At 70.6% G+C, this 23,481-nt stretch carries 20 protein-coding genes; 13 read left to right on the top strand and 7 right to left on the bottom strand.

Annotation, left to right across the window (positions count from 1 at the left end; genetic code table 11):
* Window positions 1-4: 4 nt before the first annotated feature.
* The 4 genes from KF837_22110 to KF837_22095 all read right to left on the bottom strand — a co-directional run bounded on the left by KF837_22110 (window position 5) and on the right by KF837_22095 (window position 3,537).
* Window positions 5-871, bottom strand: a complete 867-nt coding sequence (locus KF837_22110) for a phosphatase PAP2 family protein (protein MBX3230032.1) — start codon at window positions 869-871, stop codon at window positions 5-7.
* A 50-nt stretch (window positions 872-921) separates the two neighbouring features.
* Complete coding sequence (locus KF837_22105) at window positions 922-2,460, bottom strand: hypothetical protein (protein ID MBX3230031.1); 1,539 nt, start codon at window positions 2,458-2,460, stop codon at window positions 922-924.
* Window positions 2,461-2,558: 98 nt separating this feature from the next.
* The gene (locus KF837_22100) at window positions 2,559-3,326 is read right to left on the bottom strand and encodes an SDR family oxidoreductase (protein ID MBX3230030.1); all 768 of its coding nucleotides are present in this window, start codon (window positions 3,324-3,326) and stop codon (window positions 2,559-2,561) included.
* 19 nt (window positions 3,327-3,345) lie between these two features.
* Window positions 3,346-3,537 (bottom strand): hypothetical protein, encoded by a 192-nt coding sequence (locus tag KF837_22095; protein ID MBX3230029.1) that lies wholly within the window; start codon window positions 3,535-3,537, stop codon window positions 3,346-3,348.
* Window positions 3,538-3,622: 85 nt separating this feature from the next.
* On the opposite strand from KF837_22095, the gene KF837_22090 reads away from it, so the two are divergent.
* The 5 genes from KF837_22090 to KF837_22070 are packed head-to-tail and all read left to right on the top strand — an operon-like array spanning window position 3,623 to window position 8,704.
* Window positions 3,623-5,227: a hypothetical protein gene (locus tag KF837_22090; GenBank protein MBX3230028.1), complete on the top strand. Its 1,605-nt coding sequence runs from the start codon at window positions 3,623-3,625 to the stop codon at window positions 5,225-5,227.
* Window positions 5,224-5,391, top strand: a complete 168-nt coding sequence (locus KF837_22085) for a hypothetical protein (protein ID MBX3230027.1) — start codon at window positions 5,224-5,226, stop codon at window positions 5,389-5,391. The genes KF837_22090 and KF837_22085 overlap by 4 nt, the downstream gene beginning before the upstream one ends.
* Before the next feature lie 57 nt (window positions 5,392-5,448).
* Window positions 5,449-6,759 (top strand): UDP-glucose/GDP-mannose dehydrogenase family protein, encoded by a 1,311-nt coding sequence (locus KF837_22080; protein MBX3230026.1) that lies wholly within the window; start codon window positions 5,449-5,451, stop codon window positions 6,757-6,759.
* A 42-nt stretch (window positions 6,760-6,801) separates the two neighbouring features.
* Complete coding sequence (locus KF837_22075; GenBank protein ID MBX3230025.1) at window positions 6,802-7,761, top strand: GDP-mannose 4,6-dehydratase; 960 nt, start codon at window positions 6,802-6,804, stop codon at window positions 7,759-7,761.
* Between the two features lie 13 nt (window positions 7,762-7,774).
* A complete protein-coding gene (locus KF837_22070) occupies window positions 7,775-8,704 on the top strand; it encodes an exopolyphosphatase (GenBank protein ID MBX3230024.1) in 930 nt (309 codons plus the stop codon).
* Window positions 8,705-8,826: 122 nt separating this feature from the next.
* On the opposite strand, the gene KF837_22065 is transcribed toward KF837_22070, so the two are convergent.
* On the bottom strand, window positions 8,827-11,001 hold the full coding sequence (locus KF837_22065) for a cAMP/cGMP-dependent 3',5'-cyclic-AMP/GMP phosphodiesterase (protein ID MBX3230023.1): 2,175 nt from the start codon (window positions 10,999-11,001) through the stop codon (window positions 8,827-8,829).
* A gap of 90 nt (window positions 11,002-11,091) precedes the next feature.
* Here KF837_22065 and KF837_22060 point away from each other — a divergent pair, with 90 nt between their 5' ends.
* From KF837_22060 to KF837_22035, 6 genes are all read left to right on the top strand, one after another.
* Window positions 11,092-14,619 carry an Hsp70 family protein gene (locus tag KF837_22060; GenBank protein MBX3230022.1) on the top strand — a complete coding sequence of 1,176 codons (3,528 nt, stop codon included), beginning with the start codon at window positions 11,092-11,094 and terminating at the stop codon, window positions 14,617-14,619.
* Complete coding sequence (locus KF837_22055) at window positions 14,620-15,198, top strand: DnaJ domain-containing protein (GenBank protein MBX3230021.1); 579 nt, start codon at window positions 14,620-14,622, stop codon at window positions 15,196-15,198.
* 90 nt (window positions 15,199-15,288) lie between these two features.
* Window positions 15,289-15,945: a cytochrome c biogenesis protein CcsA gene (gene ccsA, locus KF837_22050; protein ID MBX3230020.1), complete on the top strand. Its 657-nt coding sequence runs from the start codon at window positions 15,289-15,291 to the stop codon at window positions 15,943-15,945.
* A gap of 1 nt (window position 15,946) precedes the next feature.
* A complete protein-coding gene (locus KF837_22045) occupies window positions 15,947-16,213 on the top strand; it encodes a CcmD family protein (GenBank protein MBX3230019.1) in 267 nt (88 codons plus the stop codon).
* 143 nt (window positions 16,214-16,356) lie between these two features.
* A complete protein-coding gene (locus tag KF837_22040) occupies window positions 16,357-17,709 on the top strand; it encodes a sodium:proton exchanger (protein MBX3230018.1) in 1,353 nt (450 codons plus the stop codon).
* Between the two features lie 34 nt (window positions 17,710-17,743).
* On the top strand, window positions 17,744-18,886 hold the full coding sequence (locus tag KF837_22035; GenBank protein MBX3230017.1) for an acyl-CoA dehydrogenase family protein: 1,143 nt from the start codon (window positions 17,744-17,746) through the stop codon (window positions 18,884-18,886).
* On the opposite strand, the gene KF837_22030 is transcribed toward KF837_22035, so the two are convergent.
* Window positions 18,887-19,630: a Uma2 family endonuclease gene (locus KF837_22030; GenBank protein ID MBX3230016.1), complete on the bottom strand. Its 744-nt coding sequence runs from the start codon at window positions 19,628-19,630 to the stop codon at window positions 18,887-18,889.
* A 70-nt stretch (window positions 19,631-19,700) separates the two neighbouring features.
* Here KF837_22030 and KF837_22025 point away from each other — a divergent pair, with 70 nt between their 5' ends.
* Window positions 19,701-20,207, top strand: a complete 507-nt coding sequence (locus KF837_22025; protein ID MBX3230015.1) for a hypothetical protein — start codon at window positions 19,701-19,703, stop codon at window positions 20,205-20,207.
* A 115-nt stretch (window positions 20,208-20,322) separates the two neighbouring features.
* Window positions 20,323-21,897 (top strand): hypothetical protein, encoded by a 1,575-nt coding sequence (locus tag KF837_22020; GenBank protein MBX3230014.1) that lies wholly within the window; start codon window positions 20,323-20,325, stop codon window positions 21,895-21,897.
* On the opposite strand, the gene KF837_22015 is transcribed toward KF837_22020, so the two are convergent.
* Window positions 21,894-23,480, bottom strand: coding sequence for a hypothetical protein (locus KF837_22015; protein MBX3230013.1), 1,587 nt, complete (start codon window positions 23,478-23,480; stop codon window positions 21,894-21,896). The two genes, KF837_22020 and KF837_22015, sit on opposite strands and share 4 nt — an antisense overlap.
* Between the last annotated feature and the right edge of the window lies 1 nt (window position 23,481).

The following is a 23,481-nucleotide window of genomic DNA, read 5'->3' as shown; positions in this document are numbered from 1 at the left end:
TGCGTCAGAAGAGGCCGCTCGCGGTCAACAACCCACCGTCGTAGCTCGGCGTGACGCCGATCCAGACCGGGCGCTGCTTCACCGAGTCCTCGCGATGGAGGTGGACCACGAGCGCCCCCACCGCCGTGCCCGCGAGCGCGCCGCAGAGCACGTCGGTCGGGAAGTGCGAGCCGCCGCGGACGCGCTCGTATGCGACGAACGTCGTGAGCGCGAGACCGGCGCCCATCGTGATCCACGGACGGGGCGAGCGGGCGCCCGAACGCACGAACGCGATGTACGTGGCGGCCGACGAGAGCGACGCGACCGCCGACGTGTGCGCGGAGAAGAACGAGAGCGAGCTGTCGGTCTCGGCGTTGTTGTACACGTTGGGATCGCCGCCGCGCGCGATGAACTCGTTCCGCTCGATGTACGCGATCGGACGCGGGCGCCGGAACGCGATCTTCGCGAGGTTCGTGACGCCCTGCGTGATCGCGGCCGCCTCCGCGTACATGATCGCGTCGACGAGCGCGGCCGTCTTTCCCTCGCGCCAGATGTCGGCGATCGAGTCCGCGAGCGCGAAGGCGGCGGCGGAGTAGAGGGCGATGTTGGAGCGCGTCGACGAGCTGTGGTCGACGGTCTGGGTGACCGCCCCGCGATCGATCGCGAGGAGCTGGCTCGTTTGGAAGTCGGGAGCGATCTGCTGGGGCCGGATCTCGCCGGTCGAGAGCATCTGGCTCGAGAGCACGCCGAACGTGAGGCCGAGCAGGATGACGCCCGTGTCGGCGACCGGATCGGCGGTGAACTTCTGGCCGCGTGAGGGCTCTTGCGCAGAGGCCGTGCCGGTCACCGTGAGACCGACGAAGAGACTCGTGAAGAATACACGTATGCGCATTCGTCGAGGAGTAGCCGCCGAAGGCTACACCGTCGAAGCGGTTCTCGATCTCAGCCTGGCTCGAGGCCGACTTCCGAGAGCGAGGGGTTCGAGTCCTTGTCGCGCTCGAGGCGCTCCAGGCCGCGCTTGTGGAGGACCAGCGTCGCGTTCTCGATCTGCTTCGTCGCGCCCGCCTGCACCTCGACCCGGATCGGGAGGCGGTAGCAGCGCGGCGCGTCGATGAAGCGCACGCGGCGCGTCGTGTCGTCGAGGACCGGGACCGGCTTCGTCGCGTCGTCGAGGCGCGCGAAGATGGGCGAGAGGTCGTAACGGAAGACGTGCTTCACGCGGCGGACACCCGACGCGACGAGCTGCGCGTTCGGCAGCACCTCGCCGTTGTGCTCGTACGTGAGGACCGTCACCGCGGTCGAGGCGCCGCACTCCGGGTTCAGCGGATCGGGCACCCGGTTCACGTTCTGCGTGAAGCTCTCGCGCGCGCTGACGACGACGTCACGCGTAGGGAGACGCCGATGCGGCGCGCGGTAACGCGTGATGCGCTGGGCGCCCCAGACGCGGTGGACGCGGCGGGTCATCCAGTCGCGGCCGATCTCCTTGAAGCGGTCCTTCGTCGCGTAGACCAGACCCGCGAGGATGGTCAGGAGGACGAAGCCGGAGCTCACCGTCGCGGTCGCGTTCTGCGTCGCGTTCTGGAGGAGCGCGATCTGCCACGCGAACGCCCACGTCGACGCGATGATCGCCGCGATCGCGGCGACCCAGTGGTACGCGCGCTCCGCCGTCTTGAAGCTCTCTTGCTCGAGGAAGAGCACCTCCTGGAAGTGCTTCTTCAGGCGGCTCGCGCGATCGAGGTACTTCTCGAGCGCGTGCGGCGACGACGGATCCGCGACCGTGAACGAGTGCTCGGCGCGGTAGGCGAGCTCGTTGCCGAGCGCCTCGCCGAGACGCCCCTCCACCGCGGCGAGCACCGGCGCGAGGCGCGTGGCGTGGAGGCTCTTCGACTCGACCACGTTCGAGAGCCCGCGCTCCGCGCCCGCGAGCATCTCGAGGAGCCGCACGCTCACGTACTCGTCGACGAGCTTGCGCTCGCGCGCGAGCTCCGAGGCCTCCCCATCCTCGCCGCGCGTGAGCCGTTCGCGAGACTCCTGCGCGATGCGCACCGACGCCTCGATCCAGATCGTGAGCGCGTCTTCGAGCTCGCTGTGAGGCGCCGTCGCGAAGAGTGAGCCCGCGAGGCGGCAGTGACGCTGGAAGCCGTCGCTCGCGCGCGCGAGCTGGTTCGCCATCGCGAGCGCGCCGCGGCGGAGCGCGTCGATCGTCACGACGTCTCCGACCGCGGCGAACGCCGGGCCGTCGAGGCGCGTGAACGCCTGCATCTGATCCCAGGGGACGTGACGCACGAACGCGTTCGACGGGATCTGCATCTCGACCCGCAGCGAATACTTCGCGGGGCCGTCGGCCGGCTCGGGGAGCGGGACGGAGAGGCTCCACTCGAGCCGGGACGCATCATGGACGCCGACCCTGACCCTCCCGGCCCCCTCGGCGGCGGCGTCGCTAGCCGCAAAAACTTCCTGCGCTAGCTCGACAATCGCCATGAAAAAGACACAGAACCGTCACAGACGGCGATCTTTCTAATGACGGATAACTATCGGTCCCGCAAGCGAAAGTTCGGTCTTTTTTGCGGGTCGAGCCGCTACATGCTCAGGCCGCCGTCGACGTCGATGGTGCGGCCGTTGAAGTAGTCGCACTCGAGGACGAATTTGACGCCGAGCCAGATGTCCTCCGGCAGGCCGATACGGCCGACCGGGATAGCGGCGACGAGGGCGTCGCGGGCCTTCTGGTTCATGCCCTGCGTCATCGGGGTCTCGATCATGCCCGGGGCGACGGCGCCGACGCGGATGCCGAAGGGCGCGAACTCCTTCGCCCAAGTGACCGTGTTGGCCGCGAGGGCCGACTTCGCCGCGGTGTAGTTGGACTGCCCGCGGTTGCCGTGACGCGCGATGCTCGAGATGTTCACGATGACGCCCGGGCGCGCGTTCGTCTCGACCATCTTGGCGACCACGTCGCGCGCGAGGAGCGTCGCGCCGGTGAGGTTCACGCCGATGACCGCGTCCCACTGCTCCTTCGTGAGCTTCTTGACCTGACCGCTCTCCTTGTCCTTCTTCACGAGGAGGCCGTCGCGCAGGATGCCCGCGTTGTTGACGAGGCCGTTCAGGCCGCCCATCGCGCCGGCCGCCCACTCGACGTACGCGCCGACCTCGTCCTCCTTCGAGACGTCGAGCTTCCGCGCGTGGATCTTGCCCTTCGCGCCCTTGCCGGCCTCGACCGTCTCCGCGAGCCCGACCTCGTTCACGTCGGCGATCGCGACCTGCGCGCCGGCCTCGGCGAGGCGCTGCGCGAAATGACGGCCCATGCCCTGGGCTCCACCGGACACGATGATCTTCAAGTCTTCGAGCTTCATGGGCGCGCTCTATAGCACGCTACCAACGAAGCCAGCCGAGCTCGGTCGCGGCGGCGAGGGCGAGCGTGATGATCGTGACCTCGACCGCGAAGCGCGCCGAGCGCTTGAGGAGCTTGTAGCCGAGCGCGATCGCGAGCGCCGCGACGACGAGCGCGGGCAAGCCCGTGTGGTCGGCGACCCAGGCGAGCTTCGACCAGAACGGCACCCTCACGCGGGCGATCGGAGCCCGGCCCGCGCGGGAGGGGCAACTTCGCTGGCATTCCGGCGAAATCAGGACCATAACGGGCCGAGGGGAGATGACCACGAGCCACGCCACCGACGACGCGCTGCCGGTGGGCACCGACTCGGTGCGCGCCCCCGCCGCGGCGTCGCGCGCCGCGTGGGTCGGGCTCGGCGCGATCGTGCTCCTCGCCGTCCTCGTCTTCTGGGTCTTCGAGGCGCTGCCCTTCCAGGACCTCCCCGCCCACGCGGGGCTCATCGCGATGCGGCACCGCTTCGAGCACTCCGCCTTCGAGCAGCGGTTCTTCGTCCTCGCGCCGCACATCGGGCCGTACTCGCTCTTCCGCTTCCTCGGCGAGACGTTCCTGCGCTTCGGATCGCCGCTCGCGGCGGTGCGCCTCCTCGCGACGCTCCCCGTCGTCGCGACCCCCGCCGCGCTCGTGCTCGCGCGGCGGCGGCTCTACGGCGAGTCGTCGCCGACGTTCGGGTTCATCGGCGTCACGACGTCGTTCGGGCTCATGACGCTCCTCGGCTTCGCGAGCTACCTGCTCGGGGTCGCGGTCATGCTCGTGGGGCTCACGCTCTGGCTCGACCTGATGGTGCGCGCCGACGACGCGCCGAAGGACAAGGGCACGCTGCGGCGCGAGCTCGTCGTCCTCGCGTTCGCGCCGGCGATGTTCATCGCGCACGGCCACGCGTTCCTCCTCTTCCTCGCGTGCGCCGCGCTCTCCGCGGTCGTGACCGGCGACCGGCGCGCGCGGCTCCTCCGCCTCCGCGCGCTCGTGCCCGCGTTGCTCCTCTCCGGGTGGGTCGCGTGGATCGAGCGAGGCGGCACGCCGCCGGGATCGGTCGCGCGCTACCATGACATCCTCCCCCGCTTCCAGGGGCCGCTCGACAAGCTCGGGCTCCTCCTCACGCCGACGCTCATGACGCGGAGCGGGATCGACTTCCTCGTCGCGTGCGCCCTCCTCGCGTTCACCGTCGCGTGCACCGTCACGTCGCTGCGGATCTCCCGGCGCGACGACACGTCGGCGCACGCCCGCCACGCGCGCGCGCTCTACGCCTGCGCCGGCGCCGTCGGCCTCGTGTTCCTCGCGCTGCCGCACGCGATCGGCTGGTTCGGGTTCGTCGACGGCCGCCTCGTCCCCGTCGCGTTGCTCCTCGCCCTCCTCGCCGTGCGCCGGGACGACCTCCCCCGCCCGCTCGCGCTCGGGCTGCACTGGGGTCCGCCCCTGCTCGCGTCGACGGTGACGCTCCTCGCGCTGGTCGCGTCGTACCGGTTCCAGGCCGAGGCGCACGGCTACAAGGAGGTGTTCGCGCGCGTCCCGGCGGAGTCGCGCCTCCTGAACCTGCCGCTCGATCCGAACAGCGACGTGTTCACCGCGCATCCGTTCGTGCACTACGACAAGCTCGTGCTCGTCGAGCGGCCGATCGTGGTGAGCGACATCTGGCTCCACCAGGGCTCCGCGCTCTACCCCACCCCCGAAAACCCCGTCCTTCGTCTTCCGCCCAGCTACAGCGAGAGTAACCTGAAGACGATCGACTGGCCGGCCTACCACCTCGAAGACTGGGACTTCGTCCTCATCCGCACCCGGCCCGACGCGGCCGAGCCGCGGACCCCCGAACGTCTCACGCTCGAGGAACATCGTGGCGGTTGGTGGCTCTACCGGAGACTTCGATGAACCGTTGGGAGAAGACCGTGCTCGTCGCCGTCGCGCTGCTGTTCGCGGCCGCCACCGCCATCGCATGCGAAGCCGAGACCGGGCCCGACGCCCCGCCGCGCGAGAACGGCTGCATCGAGCTCACGTGCGCGCCGCAGCCCACCGTCGACGCCGGCGGCGACTGACACCTGCAGGGCCGTTCCTTGCTTTGAACGGCCGGAAGCTCTAGGACTTGCCGGCAAATGCGGCTCGTCGTCTTCGGTGCGGGTTACGTCGGTCTCGTCAGCGGGACCGGCCTTTCGGACCTCGGTCACGACGTCCTCGTCTACGACATCGATCCGGAGAAGATCGCGCAGCTCAAAGGCGGCAAGATCCCGATCTACGAGCCCGGCCTCGCCGACCTCGTGCACCGCAACCAGCGGAGCGGCCGCCTCCACTTCGGCACCGAGATCAAGGCGCCGTTCGACGAGGTCGACGCGTACTTCATCGCGGTCGGCACGCCGCCGGATCCGGAGGGCGCCGCCGACCTCTCGTACGTCATGTCGGCCGCCGACACGATCGCGAAGGTCGCGACGAAGGACGCGATCGTGGTCGTGAAGAGCACGGTGCCGGTCGGGACGTGCGACAAGGTCCAGAAGCGCCTCGAGGGCGCGAAGGTCTCGCTCGAGGTCGTGTCGAACCCGGAGTTCCTGAAGGAGGGCGACGCGGTCAACGACTTCTTCAAGCCGGACCGCGTCGTCGTCGGCGCCCGCAGCGAGGCGGCGAAGCAGTGCCTCCGCGATCTCTACGCGCCGCTGCAGCTCTCGGGCGAGCGCCTCGTCGTCACCGATCCGCGCTCGAGCGAGCTCATCAAGTACGCGTCGAACACGATGCTCGCGATCCGCATCTCGTTCATGAACGAGCTCTCGCGCCTCTGCCACGCGACCGGCGCCGACATCCACTCGGTGCGCCAGGGCGTGGGCAGCGACTCGCGCATCGGCAAGAAGTTCCTCTACGCCGGGCCCGGCTACGGCGGCTCCTGCTTCCCGAAGGACGTCCAGGCGCTCGCCGCGCTCGGGCGCGAGAACGGCGTCCCGATGAAGGTCGCCGAGGCGGCGCACGTCGCGAACGAGGACCAGGCGCACTTCCTCGCGGAGCTCCTCGCGCAGGGCGTCGAGGGAGGGCTCCAGGGGAAGCGGGTCGCGCTGTGGGGGCTCGCGTTCAAGCCCGAGACCGACGACATCCGCGAGGCGCCGGCGGTGAAGCTCACGAAGGTGCTCCTCGCCAAGGGCGCGACGGTGACGGGCCACGACCCGGAGGCGGGCCCGAACTTCCAGAAGCTCTTCGGCGACAAGGTCCAGGTGACGACGCGCGACTACGACGCGCTCGACGGCGCCGACGCGCTCGTGCTCCTCACCGAGTGGCGCAGCTACCGCGCGCCGTCGTTCACCGAGATCAAGAAGCGGCTCGCGGGCACCTTCGTCCTCGACGCGCGCAACATCTGGAGGCCCGCGGACGTGACGAAGGCCGCGCTCCGCTACCAGGGCATCGGCGTCAACGCGCAAAAGCGCTGAGTCGTGTGAGTCACACGACATGAGCTCCCGAAGGTCGCTCTAATGGCTCGCTGGCTCGTCACCGGCGGCGTCGGCTTCATCGGCCACCACCTCTCGCGCGCGCTCGTCGCCCGCGGCGACACCGTGCACGTCCTCGACGACTTCTCGGACGCCCCCTACCCCACGCGCCTGAAGCGCCTCCACGCCGAGACGCTGGCGAAGGAGAGCGGCGATCGCTTCTCCGTCACCGAGGGCTGCGTCACCGATCGCGAGCTCGCGCGTCGCCTCACCGACGGCGTCAGCGGCGTGATCCACCTCGCGGGGCTGGCCGGCGTTCGACCCTCGTTCGCCGATCCGGCGCGCTACGCCGCGGTCAACGTCGAGGGCACCGCGACGTTGATGGACGCCGCGCAGAAGGCCGGCGTGAAGACGTTCGCCTTCGCGTCGAGCTCGTCGGTGTACGGCAACTCCACGCCGCTCCCGGCGACGGAGGACGCGCCCGCGATCGATCCGGAGTCGCCGTACGCCGCGACGAAGCGCGCGTGCGAGCTCGTCGCCTCCGCGCTCGCGCGCAAGACGCCCGAGATGCGCTGCCCCGCGCTGCGCTTCTTCACCGTCTACGGGCCGTGGCAGCGCCCGGAGATGGCGATCACGAGCTTCCTCCGGAGCATCCTGAAGGGCGAGCCGATCACGGTGTTCGGCGACGGCTCGATGAAGCGCGACTTCACGCACGTGGACGACATCGTCCGCGGCGTCCTCGCGGCGGTCGACCGCGCGCCGGCGGGCGTGCGGCCGTACAACCTCGGCTCGGGCGCGCCGATCACGCTGAACGACCTCGTCGCCGCGATGGGCCGCGCGTCCGGGAGCGCGCCGAAGGTCGAACGCGCGCCGGTGCCGCTCGGCGACGTCGAGGCGACCTTCGCCGACATCGCGCGCGCGAAGACCGAGCTCGGGTGGGCGCCGCGCGTCCGCCTCGAAGACGGCCTCGCCACCGTCGTCGCTTGGCTCCGCCGCGAAGGCTGAATACGCTCGGCGGATGACGCAAAAGTACCGCCTGGTGACGCGCAGCGATTTCGACGGGCTCGTGTGCGCGGTGATCTTGAAGGAGCTCGGGATGCTCGACGAGATCAAGTTCGTCCACCCGAAGGACATGCAGGACGGCAAGGTCGAGTGCACCGACCGCGACATCACGACGAACGTCCCCTACGTGAAGGGCGTTCACCTCGCCTTCGATCACCACCTCAGCGAGACGAAGCGCGTCGTCGACAAGCCGGCGAACCACATCATCGACCCGAAGGCGATGAGCGCCGCGCGCGTGGTCTACGACTACTACGGCGGCGCCGCGAAGCTCCCGCGCATCAAGGAAGACATGATGGTCGCGGTCGACAAGGCCGACGCCGCCCAGTACTCGAAGGACGACATCCTCGAGCCGAAGGACTGGACGCTCCTCAACTACCTGATGGACCCGCGCACGGGCCTCGGCCGCTTCCGCGAGTTCCGGATCTCGAACTACCAGCTGATGATGGACCTCATCGACGCCTGCCTCACGATGGAGGTGAAGGACATCCTCCAGCTGCCGGACGTGAAGGAGCGCGTCGAGCTCTACCGCGAGCACGAGGCCAAGGCGAAGGAGCAGATCCAGCGCTGCTCGACCGTGCACGAGAACCTCGTCGTCCTCGACCTCCGGAACGAGGAGAACATCTGGCCGATCAACCGCTTCGCGATCTACGCGCTCTACCCGCAGTGCAACATCTCCATCCACGAGATGTGGGGCCTCAAGAAGCAGAACACCGTCTTCGCGACCGGAAAATCGATCCTCGACCGCAGCTCGAAGACCAACGTCGGCGACCTGATGCTCTCCTACGGCGGCGGCGGCCACGAGGCCGCCGGCACCTGCCAGGTCGACAACGACAAGGCCGACGCGACGCTGAAGGAGCTCATCGCGAAGATCACCGCCGACGGGTGAGTCTTTCTTGTTCGAGAGGGCTCTGCCCTCTCGAGCTCTCCCGCCGGGTGCCTTCGCGCGAAGACGCGCTCAGCGCCCCCGGACCCCCCGAGAGGGGAACCGCGGCGTTCGATTCCAGCTCGTCACTCGATGAAGCGGGCGCCGAGGAACGACAGGTAGACGCCCGGGTTGTCCTCGAAGAAGGTCGCGAGGTCCTGCTTCGTGATCGAGAAGAGCTTGCCGGTGCGCGTGACGCGCGCCGTGCTCGGGGCCGGCGCGCCGCTGCGGAGCGCGTCGACCTCGCCGACGAAGGCGCCCGTCGCGAACGGCTTGAGGTCGCCGGCCGGTCCGCGCATCGTGACGATCGCGTCGTCGACGAGGTACGCGGAGGTCGGGACCTCCCCCGCGCGCCAGAGCACCTGCTCGTCGTCGGCGTGGGTCGGGACGAGGTAGGTCTGGAGCTGCGTCTTCTGCGCGGACGTGAGCGAGCCGAGGACCGCGTTCTTGCCGAAGAGCTCCCACGCGCCCTCGTCCCGCACCCGGACGAGGCGCTCGAGGCGGGTGAGCATCTCGCTCCCGCGGAGGACGGAGAGGAAGTCGTGCCGATCGATCGCGATGAGGTCGACGTCGGTGATCGAGACCGCGTCGGCGGAGCGCGGCTGATCGAGGAGGATCGCCATCTCGCCGAAGTAGTCGCCGGCGCGGTAGCGGTTGATCGGCTGCTTGTCGCGCACGATCTCCACCGTGCCGTGGACGATGATGTAGAAGCTGTCGCCCTTCGTCCCCTGGGTGACGATCTTCTCCCCGGCCGGGATCGCCATCCGGCGCGCGACCTGGAGCAGCGAGCGAGCGCGCGCGAGCGGGAGGTCGCGGAGGAAGTCGACCATCGCGAGGTTGTCGAGCAGCTCGATCGCCTCGCTGAAGCGCGGCGTGCTCGAGGGCTCGACGCGGATCGTGTGCTCGAGGCCCTCCTTCGCCGCGACGAGCCCCTCGTCGGCGGGGACGTCCTTCGACGCGATGTGCACGAGGTAGAGGCGCTTCTTCACCTCCGGCGGCAGCGCCGCGAGCGCGCTCGTCGGGGTGTGGAGCGGCGGGATGCCGGCCTCGTGCAGGATCGCGCTGTGGTGCTCCGGGAACGCGACGAGGGCCTCGTAGCGCTGCTTCGTGAAGACGCCGTCCTCGTACATCTTCGTGATGCGCTCGGGGTCGTAGAGCGTGTCGCCGGAGATGGAGATCGAGCGGTTCCCGTAGAACGCGTCGACGCCGATCGTCGGGATGGAGTGGAGGGTGTACTTGAACCAGAGCTCGCCGCCGCGCACGTGGACGGGCTCGCCGATGCGCACGGGGTAAAACGAGAACGTGCGCCGGAGGAGGTCCTCCGAGAGCCCCGAGAGCGCCGAGTACTTGCGGAGGAACGAGCCGAGGATGTGCGGCGTCGTGTAGAGGTTGATCCGCGACTCCTCGAGGAGCTTCTGGAACGTCCCCGCGTCGTGGTCGGCGTGGCAGTGCGTGAGGATGACGCCGTCGATCGTCTTCGGCGCGACCCCGCGCATGCGGAGGTAGTCGGTCGAGTCGGTCGGCGGGTCGACGAGGATCGCGCGGCCGCCGATCCAGAGGAGGAAGCCGGTCGTCTTGCCCGACGGATCGAAGCCGTGGCTCGCGCCGAGGACGGTGACGCCGAAGGTCGGCGGGAGGAACGACGGCGGCGGCAGCTGCGAGTTCGTGACCGCGCGCGGCGGGAGCGACACCGTCGCGCCGACCGACGCGACGTCGCGCCCGCCGTCGTGCACCGTGATCATGTCCTGGCCGAGCGTGAGGGAGACGGGGCCCTCGATGATCGCGACGCCGTTCGGGTCCGCGACGACGAACTCGACGAGGTCGTCGACGTTCAGGCGGCCCTTGCCGGGGACGGTGCGGAAGTAGTTGCTCTCCTTCTCGAAGTCCGGCCGGTGCGACTCGGGGAAGCCGTCCGCGTATTCGCTCGCGAGCGGCCCGGTGGAGGGGCCGAAGAGCGACTCCTGGAAGATCGAGCGGACGCGGCGCTCGACGTCGAGGTTCGGGACGACGAGGCGGCAGCGGCGCTTGAGGAGGAAGAAGCTGTAATATGCAGGGAACTCGAACTCGGCGACGGAGAGGCCGCGGCGGCGATCGAAGAGCTCGCGCGGGAGGACGTACGCGATCGGGACGGAGAGCTTGAGCTCCATCACGTCCTTGATCGTCTCGGGCGGCATCCCGACCTGGATCGCTCCGGCCGAGGTCGTCACGTAGTAGCCACCGCGCGGCAGCGCGCGCCACGCCCCCACGGTCTTGGGGCCCATCGTCGTATGCCGGTCGTCTGCCACGCCGCGGCGAGGATACGTGGGGCCCCATTGTTTCGCCACCCGAGCCAAAGATGATAGGTTTCGAGCGTGAGCGTCGTCGGCATCGACCTCGGGACGACCAACACGGTCGTGTCCGCGGTCCGCGCGGGAAAGGTCCATGTTCTCGCGGACGAGAAGGGAGCCCGGCTTCTCCCGAGCGTCGTCTCTTTCCATCCGAACGGCGACGTCCTCGTCGGCGCGGCCGCCAAGGCGCGCCGCGTCATCGACGCCAGGAACACGGTCTACAGCCACAAGCGCCTCATCGGCCGCTCGTGGGGAAGCCCCGAGATCGCGCAGGCGAAGCAGCGGTTCCCGTTCGAGCTCCGCGAGGGCCCGGGCCAGGGCCCGCTCGTCCACGCGCGCGGGCAGGACTACACCCTGCCCGAGATCAGCGCGTTCGTCCTCAAGCGCACGCGGCAGATCGCGGAGGCCGCCCTCGGCACGCCGGTCGAGCGCGCGGTCATCACCGTCCCCGCGCACTTCAACGAGCTTCAGCGCGCGTCGACCAAGGTGGCCGGCCGCGTCTCCGGCCTCGAGGTCCTCCGCATCCTCAACGAGCCGACCGCGGCCGCGCTCGCGTACGGCCTCGGCCGCAGCGGCAACGAGCGCGTCGCGGTCTACGACTTCGGCGGCGGCACCTTCGACTGCACGCTGCTCGATCTCAACGGCAACGTCTTCGAGGTCCTCGCCACCGCCGGCGACTCGTTCCTCGGCGGCGACGACGTCGATCAGCTCATCGCCGACCGCATGGCAGACGCGTACCTCAAGATGTACCGCCAGGACGTCCGGTCCGATCCGCAGGCGTACGAGCGGCTGAAGACGACGGCGGAGGAGATCAAGATCGTCCTCTCCACCGCGGAGACGCACACCGTCGTGCTGAAGGAGCTCGCGCACGGCACGGGCGGGTCTTCGATCAACTTCACCTTCACGATGACGCGGCGGGACCTCGAGGCGGCGATGACGCCGCTCGTCGATCGGACCTTCAAGGTGACGCAAGACGCGCTCTCGCTCGCGCGCCTCTCGCCGACGTCGTTCGACAAGGTCATCCTCGTCGGCGGCTCCACCCGCGCGCCGCTCGTGCGCAAGCGCGTCGAGGCGTTCTTCGGCTCGCAGCCGATGGACCGCGTGAACCCGGACGAGGTCGTCGCGATCGGCGCCGCGATCCAGGCCGCCGCGCTGACGGAGGGCCAGCGCCGCCGCAGCATCCCCGCGCCGCCGGGGCGGAAGGTCGACAAGCAGGAGTTCACGCAGACGAGCGAGCTCGACCCCGCGATGCTGAAGCCCGCGTTCGCGAGCGAGCCGCCCGCGTTCGGGTTCGCCTCGACGGTGGGGTCGCACGCGCCGCCCGGCGGCGCCGCCTTCGGGTTCGCGTCGACGATCGGCTCCGAGGCGCCGCCGGTCACGCCGGCGCAGGCGCAGCGGCGCACGAACCCCGGCATCGCGCCGGCGCCGAACCGCCCGCCCTCGGAGGCGTTCGCGGACGATCCGTCGCTCCAGTCGATGCCCGACCTGAAGGCGCCCTCCCCCTTCGAGTGGAGCGGGCCGCAGACCTCGCCGAACACGACGCCGGATCCGGCGACGTTGACCGGCGTGGCGCCGCCGGCAGCAGCGTCGCCGTTCGCGAGCCACGTCCCCGACTACAACCGCATCGACGAGCCGCCGTCCGTGTTCGCGACGTCGACGGGCCGGATGCCGCCGCACCTCGCGCGCGGCGCCAAGCCGGGATCGCAGCCGCCGCCGTCGTCGCGCCGCATGCCGGCGGCGAAGCCCTCCGCGCCGCCCGCGCCGCCGCCCCCGCCCGCGGACGTCCCCGGTTTCGGCGAAATCGGCGATCTCTCGCTCATCTCGACGACGGGCGTGTCGGCACCGGATCCGGGCTTCGGGCAGATCGGCGACCTCTCCCTCGTCTCGACGACGGGCGCGTCGGCGCAGACCGAGACGAACGCGCTCAGCGAGATCGCCGCCGCGCGGATGAAGGTGCTCTCGGGCGAGCTCGCGGAGGACATCCCGACCGAGGTCGGCAAGCTCTCCCCCGCCGCGCTCGGCGCGACGCTCGCGAGCCCCGGCGCCGCGTCCCCCGCGAAGAAGCCCGCCGGCCCCGGCAGCACCGTGCAGCTCGAGCCGGAGGCGAACCCGGCCGCGGCGAAGGACGACTCGCTCCTCGATCGGGCGGACCTCCCCGCCGTCGTCGCGAAGGCGAAGCCCGCGCGCAAGCCCGGCCAGCAGACGGTCCCCCAGCTCGCGGGGAAGGCCCCGCCGCTCATCGCGCCGCAGCCGTTCGGGCCGATGGAGAAGATCGCGGACGAGCCGGCGTCGAACCCGCGGACCGCGGCGCTCCAGGCGCCGCAGCCGGGCGCGCCGCCCGCGACCCACCGCATCCCGCCCGGCGCGAGGCAGGCGCCGCCGCAGATCTCGAAGACGAGCCAGGGGAAGATCCCCGCCGCGACGGCCACGCCGCAGACCTCGCCGATGCCGCAGACCTCGCCGATGCCGGCGCCGATGCCGGCGCGCTCGGCCCAGCCGCCGCCGCGGGAGCCGCCGCCGATGCTCCAGCCGCCGGGGCCGCCGCCCGCGCCCCCGGTCCCGCAAGCGAAGCCCGCGCGCCAGTCGACCGAGCTCTCCGGCTCCGCGAACCAGCCCCAACAGCCGGCGCCCCCGCCGCTCCCGCGCCAGCAGCCGCCGCCGATGCCGCAGGCTCCTCCGCCCTTCGCCGCCGCACCTCCGCCGAATCAGCCTTTTTCCGCGCCTCCGCCGAATCAGGCCTTTTCTGGGCCTCCGCCGAATCAGGCCTTTTCCGCGCCTCCGCCGAATCAGGCCTTTTCTGGGCCTCCGCCGAATCAGGCCTTTTCCGCGCCTCCGCCGAATCAGCAGTTCGGGGGCTTCGGCTCGGGCGCGCCTCCGCAGCCCCAGCAGCCGTTCGGGCCGGGCTTCGGCTCCGGGGCGCCGGGTCCGTACCAGCAGCCCTCGCAGCCGCCGACGTTCGGCGGCTTCGGCTCCGCGCCTCCGTCGAACGCGCCGCCGGGCGGGCAGCTCTTCGGCAACTTCCAGTCGGCGCCGCCGGCCGACGCCGCGATCCCCCTCGACTACTCGAGCAACGCGTTCGAGCAGCAGGTCGCGGTCCCGCCGCCGGGCGCGCCCCCGCAGATCGAGTACAGCTCCCCCGTCCTCGTCGACGTGACGCCGCGCGGCCTCGTCGTCGAGACGGCCGGCGGGTACACCGACGTCATCATCCCCCGCAACTCGAAGATCCCGTGCGAGCGCACGCGCCGCTTCGCGACCGGCCGCGACATGCAGACGAGCGTCCGCGTCCGCGTCGCGCAGGGCGAAGGCACGATGTTCACGGAGAACACGTACCTCGGCGAGGTCGAGCTCTCCGGGCTCCGCCCCGCCCCCCGCGGCGCCGTCACCGTCGCGGTCACGTTCGAGGTCGACGCGGACGGCACGCTGAAGATCCGCGCGCGCGACGTGGAGACGGGCCAGGAGGCCCGCGCCACGCTCCAGCTCATCGGCGTCGCGGACGAGTCCTCCGTCGTCATGATGATCAACCGCTTCGCGAATCAACAGGTGAGCGGCTAGTTGGACACCGAGGCGCTGCGTCAGTGGCTGAACGCCCTCGACTCGATCTCGTACTATGAGCTCTTCGGCGTCGAGGCAAAGACGCCGTACGACGATCTCCGGCGCGCGTTCCATGTCTTCGCGGAGTCGTTCCATCCCGACGCCCATCGCTGGCGGCACCCGAACGAGCAAGCCGCGATCGGGCGGATCTACCGGCGGGGGATGGAGGCGTGGCGCGTGCTCTCCGACGTCACGCTCCGCGCGCGCTACGACGAGGCGCTCAAGAACGGCATCCTCCGCCCCGAGAACCTGATCGTCGAGGCCGACGGGCCGCCGTCGATGGGCCGCCGCCCCGCCGGCCCCGCCGCGGCGGACTCGAAGGCGCCGCTCGTCGACAAGATCCGATCGCCCGGCGCACGCCCGTTCGTCATGCGCGCGGAGGAGCTCCTGAAGAAGGGCGACCCGAAGCAGGCGAAGATCCAGCTCGTGATGGCGATGCACATGGACCGCGGGAACGCCGCGCTCGAGGCGTTCGGGAAGCAGCTCGACGAGGCGATCGCGGCGAAGGCCGAGGCCGACAAGAAGAGCTGGAACAAGTGATCGAGCTCGTCGGTAGGTGGTAACGTGCCGGCCGTGCGGAAGCAGAGCGGGACGTTGTTCTATGCCCTCCTCGGGACGTCGGCGCTCCTCATGCTCGCGTCGATCTACTGGATCTTCCTCCGCGCCCCGATCGAAGCGACGATGGGGATCGTCCAGAAGATCTTCTACTTCCACGTCCCCGGCATCATCGCGATGTACATCGGCGCGGGCGCCTGCTTCTTCGGCTCGATCGGCTACCTGCTGAAGCCGCGCGCGGGCTGGGACGCGCTCGCGCGGGCCGGCGCCGAGCTCGCGATCGTGATGGGCCTCACGATGCTCGTCACGGGGCCGCTCTGGGGCGCGAAGGCGTGGGGGACGTACTGGACGTGGGACCCGCGCCTCACCACCGCGCTCCTCTCCTGGCTCATCTACGTCGCCTACGCGGTGCTGCGCTCGTTCTCGGGCGACGGCGCGAGCGAGCGGAAGTTCGCGGCCGCGCTCGGCATCCTCGGCGGCGCGAACCTGCCGATCATCCACTACAGCGTGAAGAAATGGGGCGGCCAGCACCCCACCGTGGTCACCGGAAACGGCGGCGGTCTCGCGCACGCCGACATGCGGATCGCCTTCGCGCTCGCGATGTTCGCGTTCATGTTCTTCGCCGCGACGCTGCTCTACGCACGCGTCCGCCTCGAGCTCGCCCGCGCGCGGCTCGTGCGCGCGGAGGAGGACGCGACGGACCTCGGCCTCGACGACCGAACGGAGACATGACGTGACGACGCAAGAAGCGCCGAAGCCCGAAGACCGGGCCGAGGTCTACACCGCGACGGCCGAGACCGGCGAGCAGTACAACGGCTACACGCTGATGGTCGAGGCCTACGCCGCGATCTGGCTCATCGTCATGGGGTGGCTCGTCCTGCTCTGGCGGCAGCAGGCGTCGCTGACCGCGCGCGTGACCGGCCTCGAGGCCGCGATCGACCGGGCGGAGAAGAAGATGCGCGGGCCGAAGGGGGCCCCGCCCAAGAAGGACGAGGCCTGATGGGCCTCCCCGGCCCCGAGCACCTCATCTTCATCCCCGGCGTCCTCCTCGTCGGGATCACGATCGGCTGGATGCTCGGCGGGCGCGCCGCCCGGGCGCAGATCGAAGAGAAGGCGCGCCGCGCGCGCGAGTAGGATCGCCTCGTGGGCGGCGCGAGCCATGGCAAGACCGGCCTCGGCCGCGCGCTCGATCTCCTCGGGCTGTTCGCGGTCTTCGCGGTGCTGTGGGTCTCTTCGAAGCTCGCGCCCGGCACCGGCGGCGACGCCGCGCTCGTCGCCACGCTCGGCTTCCTCCTGCTCGCCGGCACGCTCCTCGCGGAGCTCCTCGAGGTCGTGGGCCTCCCTCACCTCACCGGCTACCTCGCCGCCGGCATCCTCGCCGGGCCGCACGTCCTTCACCTGATCGATCACGCCACCGTCGACCGGCTCGGACCGGTGAACACGCTCGCGCTCTCGCTCATCTCGCTCGCCGGCGGCGCCGAGCTCCGGATGGCGAGCCTCCGCGCCGTGTTCCGCACCCTCGTCTCGGCGACGTTCTTCCAGACCTTCCTCGGGATCACCCTCGCCGGCGGCGCCTTCTTCGCGGTGAGCCCGCTCATCGGGTTCACGAAGGACCTCGCGACCGGCGCGGTCGCCGGCGCGTCGCTGCTCTGGGGGGTCCTCTCGATCTCGCGCAGCCCCTCCGCCGCGCTCGGCGTGCTCGCGCAGACGCGCGCGTCCGGATCGCTCGCGCGGTACACCCTCGCCTTCGTGATGTCCTCGAACGTCGTCGGCGTCGTGTCGCTCGCGGCCGCGATCACCGTCGCGCGCTCCCTCGTCGACCCGGGCGTCTCGTTCTCGACCCAGGCGTTCGGCGTGCTCGGGCACGAGATCCTCGGCAGCGTCGCGCTCGGCACCACCCTCGGCCTCGTCCTCGCGATCTACCTCCGCCTCATCGGCCGCCAGCTCCTCGTCGTCCTCGTCATGCTCGGCTTCGGCATGACCGAGATCCTGAGCTACCTCCACTACGACGCGCTCCTCACGTTCATGGTCGCGGGGTTCGTCGTGCAGAACCTCTCGAAGCAGGGCGACAAGCTGCTCCAGGCGATCGAGCAGGCCGGCGCCGTCGTCTACGTCGTGTTCTTCGCGAGCGCGGGGGCGCACCTCAACATCCCGCTCCTCCGCGCGCTCTGGCCCGTCGCGCTCGCGCTCACGGTGTCGCGATCGATCGTCTCGTTCGTCGCCGCCCGCACCGCGAGCTGGGTCGCGAAGGACGACGCGGTCCTCAAGCGCTGGGCGTGGGCGCCGCTCGTCTCGCAGGCCGGCTTCGCGCTCGGCATCGCGCAGATCGCGGCGCGTGAGTTCCCCTCCTTCGGGCGCGGGTTCGCCGACCTCGCGATCGCGACGATCGCGATCAACGAGGTCATCGGCCCGATCCTCTTCAAGGTGGCGCTCGATCGCGCGGGCGAGACGAAGGCGCCGGCGCCCGCGCTCGAGGAGGCCGAAGAAGCGGCGTGACGCGCCGGGCGACGCGTGGAATCCTTCCGGCCCCATGATCGATTTCGAGCTCACCGAAGAGCAGCGCGCCCTCATCGACATCGCCCGCCGCTTCGCGCGGGAGAAGATCATCCCCGTCGCGCCCGAGTGCGACCGGAAGTCGGAGTTCCCGCGCGACGTCTTCGCGGAGGCCTGGAAGATCGGCCTCGTGAACCCCACCCTCCCCGCCGAATACGGCGGCCCCGGCCTCTCCGATCTCGACTCCGTCCTCGTCACCGAGGAGCTCGCCTACGGCTGCAGCGGCATCCAGACGAGCATCACCGCGAACACGCTCGGCCTCACCCCGATCAAGCTCGCGGGCTCGGAGGAGCAGAAGAAGAAGTACCTCGGCTGGCTGATGAGCGAGCCCACCCACGTCTCGTACGCGACGACGGAGCCGGGCGCGGGGAGCGACGTCGCCGGCATGCAGTGCCGCGCGGTGAAGCAGGCCGACGGGAGCTACGTCCTCACCGGCACGAAGGCGTGGATCACGAACGCGAACCTCGCCTCGTTCTACGTCATCTTCGCGACCGAGGACCCGGACCTGAAGCACAAGGGGATCGGCGCGTTCATCGTCCACCGCGATCAGAAGGGCCTCAGCGTCGGCAAACACGAGGACAAGCTCGGCCAGCGCGCGAGCGACACCGCGCAGGTGATGCTCGACGGCGTCGTCGTCCCGCCGGCGCAGGTGCTCGCCGCGCCGGGCCACGGCTTCAAGCTCGCGATGGAGACGTTCAACCAGACGCGTCCCGACATCGGCGGCATCGCGTGCGGGATCATGAAGCGCGCGATCGACGAGTCCGTCGCCTACGCGAAGGAGCGGAAGACGTTCGGCAAGCCGATCAGCGAGCACCAGCTCGTCGCGGCGATGATCGCGGAGATGGCGATCCGCTACAACGCGACGCGCCTCCTCGTGCACAAGGCGGCGTGGTCGCTCGACAAGGGGATCCGCGATCCGCTCACGAGCGCGTGCGCGAAGGCCTACGGCGCCGACGCCGCGATGCAGACCGCGACCGACGCGGTGCAGGTCTTCGGCGGCAACGGCTACGTGAAGGAGTACCCGGTCGAGAAGCTGATGCGCGACGCGAAGATCCTCCAGATCTACGAGGGCACCGCGCAGGTGCAGCGCATCGTCATCGCGAAGCAGCTCTTCTCGTAGTCACCGCCGGCGCGCGAGCTCGGCCTCGAGCTCCGCGACGCGCGCGAGCGCGGCTTCCTTCGCGCTGAGCGCGGCTTCCTTCGCGGCGCGTTCCACCTCCTTCGCCGCGCTCGCGGCCTCCTCGCCGGTGAGCCAGAAGTCCGTCGCGGCCGCGTCCTTCGCGACGCGGAGGCGGCGGCCGTCGTTGGTGACGACGAGGTACGCGTCGAGCGCGTGGGAGCGGACGGGGCCCCCGCCGCTGTAGACGCGCGTGAAGCGATCCCTCGCGTCGCGGCGCCAGACCTGGAGCAAGATCGGACCGCCGTGCGTCTTCGGGCCGACGAGCAACGGATCGAAGACCACGAGCTCCTGCGTGCCGCTCGCCGCGTACTTCTCCGGCGCGATCTCGTAGTCCTTCCTCGGGTTCGCGTCGCTCACGACCTCGATCGCGAGGAGCGGCGGCGCGTGGCCCGGCTGCCAGGTGCGGAGGCTCGTCAGCATCTCGTCCGGCGGCGACGGGACGAGCACCGCGAGATCGGGGTCCACGCCGACGTTGGGGCGCTCCTCGATCCATCGCACCGCGAGATCGCGGACGATCCGCGCGCCGCTCCGCGCCGCCCAGTACCTCAAGATGGCAGAGAGCAAGTCGATGACCTCCACGTGCAGCTCGGATTGCGGCATCTGTTCCTCGGGGAGCTCCCAGCCCGCGCGGACGCGAGGGACCGAGTAGCTGAGCGTCGTCATGTCTTCCGAGTGAGTGGTCATCGGACGGATCATAGCGCGCAGGTCCGTGTCGGCGCACGCGGGCGCCGGTTGCGTGATAAGCGAAGGAGCGGTGCGGTTCGCCCTCCCCTTCGCGATCGTGGTCGCGTGCTCGCCGTCGTCGCCGCGGGACATCGTGCCGGTCACGCGCGACGTGCGCGGTGAGGCGGAGGCGATCGACGCGGGCGCGGGCGACGTCTACGAGCACGTCGTGAAGCGACCGCACGGGACGATCGCGATCGCCGAGTCGCGCGGGATGGCGCGCGCGGACGCGATCGCGATCGCCGACGAGCTCGCCGATCGGTTCGAGCGGTGCGCGGCGGCCCTCCAGGAGCAGGGGCTCCTCGTCGAAGGTGCGGCGCGCATCGTCGCGGAGCAGGACGCGTCGTGGTCGGCGCCCGCGACCTCGGTGCGGCTCGCGCCCGGCGGCGCGGTGGCGCAGAACGCCCTCCTCTGCCTCGTCGCGCCGCTCCGGTCGATGCAGCTCAAGCCGTCGAAGCCGAACGTCCGTGCAGGGGTCGCGATCGAGAGCACCTGGCAGCCGGCGCGTCTCCCAGACGTCTCAATACCTCCCAACTAGCGGTCTGCCTTCGCTTTTCATGTGGCTCATCTCCGCCACGATGCTACAGGCTGCGCGTCCCTGGGGCACGGATTGCTCAGGTGCCGAGACGATCCACTCGACTGGGAGCTGGCGAATGCGGGTTAGCGCGGGACTCGGACTGATTGTGCTCATCGGCCTCGCCGCCGCCTGCACCACGGAGATCGTAACGGTCCAGGCACAGCCGGAGGACCCGACCAAGTCGACGAGCGCGACGGATCCGGACTCGACCGATCCGTCGACGCCGCCGGGCGCGATCGTGTCCGGGCTCACGATCACGGACGTCGCGGTCTTCCAGGGCGTGAAGGTCCCGATCGTCGCCGACGGCGCCGAGGTGAAGAGCAAGCGCAAGGCGCCGGTCGTCGGCGGCCGGCCCGGCATCATCCGCGTCTACGTGAAGGCGGAGAAGGGCTTCAAGGCGCGCGAGGTCACCGCCGAGCTCCGCCTCGCGACGGAGGACGGCGCGTTCCCCATCATCCGAGAGAAGAAGCGGATCTCCGGCGACTCGAGCGAGGAGGACGCGGACTCGACGTTCAACATCGAGTTCCCCGCCGACAGCTTCCCCGCCGGCGTCAGCATGCAGGTCTCGCTCACGGCGAAGGACGGCGTCGCGGCCGCGGACGGCGAGGACAACCCGGGCCGCTGGCCGCAAGACGGCGGCTGGCAGGACCTCCGTGCGGGGGACACCGGCGTCCTCAAGGTCGTCCTCGTCCCGATCAAGTACACCTTCGACGGCTCGGACCGCCTGCCGACGCTGACCGACGAGCAGCTCGAGGCGTACAAGACCACGCTGATGGGCCGCTACGCCGCGAGCGACGTGGAGATCACGGTCCGCAAGGAGCTCGCGTACGACGCGGAGATCTCCGGCACGAAGCCGCAGACCTTCGTCGATCTCCTCGCCGCCGTCCGCGACCTGCGGCGCAAGGACAAGGCGAAGGACGACGTCTACTACTACGGCTCGATGATGACGACGAAGTCGTTCGCGACGTTCTGCTCCGCCGGCTGCGTCGCCGGCCTCAGCACCGTCGCCGACGACTACCGCGCCTCCGCGCTCCGCGCGAGCATCGGCGTCGGCTACCCCGGCCAGCAGGCGGCCGAGACGATGGCGCACGAGATCGGCCACGCGCACGGCCGCGAGCACGCCCCGTGCGGTCCGGGCGGGCAGATGCCGCAAGGCATCGACGCGAGCTTCCCGCACGACGGCGCGAAGCTCGGCGTGTGGGGCTACGACATCTTCTCGAAGACCTTCCACTCGCCCGACATCGGCCACGACATGATGTCGTACTGCAAGGACGAGTGGGTCAGCGACTACACGTACAACGCGCTCGCGAAGCGCCTCGCCGAGCTCAACAAGCTGTCGAGCGGCGAGGACGAAGACGAGGAGATGCAGCTCCTCCCCCCGCAGGCGCAGGGCTACACGATCGCGAACGTCGACGCCGACGGCAACACCGTCCTCGAGCGCGAGGCGCCGTACCGCGGCGGGATCTCCGGCGGCTTCGCGCGCAAGCTCTCGATCCGCGATCGCGCCGGCGCGATCGAGGACGTGACCGCCCGCTTCTTCCCGTACGACCACGCCAAGGGCGGCGTCATGTACATCCCGAAGCGCCTGAACGAGGCGTGGCAGGACGTCGCGATCGAAGGCGCTTCCTTCCGGCACCTCGTCCGGCGTTAATTCGCGGCGCTTCCCGTGACGACGCGGGAGCTGAGCTCGAAGCCGGTGAGGGTGCGCGCGACGCCGGTCTCGAGGTCGATGAACGTGAGGCGGCCCTCCGGGTGCTGCTGCGCGATGAACGCGCGGCGTGCGCCCGGCACCGCGCCGACCGCGATCGGCGGGCTCGCGAGCGGGTAGCGCTCCGCCATGAGCTGCGGCATCCGCACGAGGTGCGCGCCGTAGACCTTCGCCGCGTCGTTCCGCTCCGCGACGACGGCGCGATCGTCGAGCGTCGCGACCGCGGTCGGGGGCGCGAGCGTCGCCACGATCTTCGCGGGGAGGTTCTGCCCGATCGGCACCACGCTGAACGCGCCGCCGCTCGCGGGGATCGCGCCGTCCTCGGACGGCGCCGCGCGGTCGTGGAGCACGATCGCGTGCTGCGCGTCGGGGGCGGCGAAGATGCCGAGGACCGGCGAGTAGAGGCGCACCGTGCGGAACGTCGGCGTCGCGCCGAGATCGAGGACGGTGAACCGCTCGGCCGCGGTCGCGTTCGTGTAGAGGAGCGCGCGTGTCCCGCCAGGCGCGATCGCGACGGAGCCGATCGTCTCCCCCGTCACGGTGATCGACGAGGTGCCCGACGGGTCCGCGATCGGAATGAGGGCGACCTCCGCGGTGGACCGCACCACCGCGACGGCGCGATCGCCGGTGTCGGCGAGGTCGAGGTCCGTCACCGGCCCCGAGAGCGTGATCTCGGAGCGCTGGTCGGTCGCGAGCGTCACGATCGTGATCGTGGAGGAGCCGTCGCGGCGGATGAACGCGCGCGCGCCGTCCTTCGTCACGAAGACGTCGCGCGTGCCGGGATCCTCCGTCGGAGAGTCCGAGATCGCGACGTTCTTCGTCACCGCCGGCGTGCCCGCGAGCGCGACGAGCGCGATGCCGTCCTGGGTCACGGCGTACGCCTGGGTGTTGTCGGCGCTGAAACCGACCGCGACGGGTCGATAACCGACCGCGAGGATCGTCGACGTGCCGGTTTGGAGGTCGAGGACCGTGAGGTCCTGGAAGCCGCGCGTCTTCGGCGCGTCCGGGACCTTCCGCGCGTCGGCCCAGACCACGGCGTAACGACCGTCGCTCGAGAACGTCGAGGTGTTCGCGAGCTGCGCGGTCTTGAACGTCGTCGTCTCGATCGCGCCGGCGGTGCTCGTCGCGCGGAGCAGCGTCGCGTCGGCGGAGGCGACGTTGAGGACGAGGGTGGTGTCGACCTGTTGGTTCGGCACGCTCGCGAGGTAGGTCGGCGCGTTGCCGGCCTCGACGGTGCGGACCTGCAGCGTCACCGCGTCGACGAGCGCGACGCGCCCGCTCTTCGGGTTCGCGATCCACACCACGTTGCCGGTCGCGACCGGCGCCTCGTAGTCGGACTCGATCTCGCGCTCGGCGGGGAGCCCGTCGCCGCCGGAGCCCGCGCCGCCGCTGCTGCTGGAGATCCCGCCGGACGGCAGGCCCGGCGCTTCGCGGCCGCTGTCGGCGTAGAACGTGCTGCCCTCCTCGCTGCCGCAGGCGGCGAGGAGGAGGAGGATGGGGAGACTTCGGACGAGGAGGGTTCGCATG

Source organism: Labilithrix sp., from assembly GCA_019637155.1.
GTDB lineage: Bacteria > Myxococcota_A > Polyangia > Polyangiales > Polyangiaceae > Labilithrix.
The sequence above is the reverse complement of the archived record's forward strand: the minus strand, read 5'-3'. Positions and strand labels throughout refer to the sequence as shown.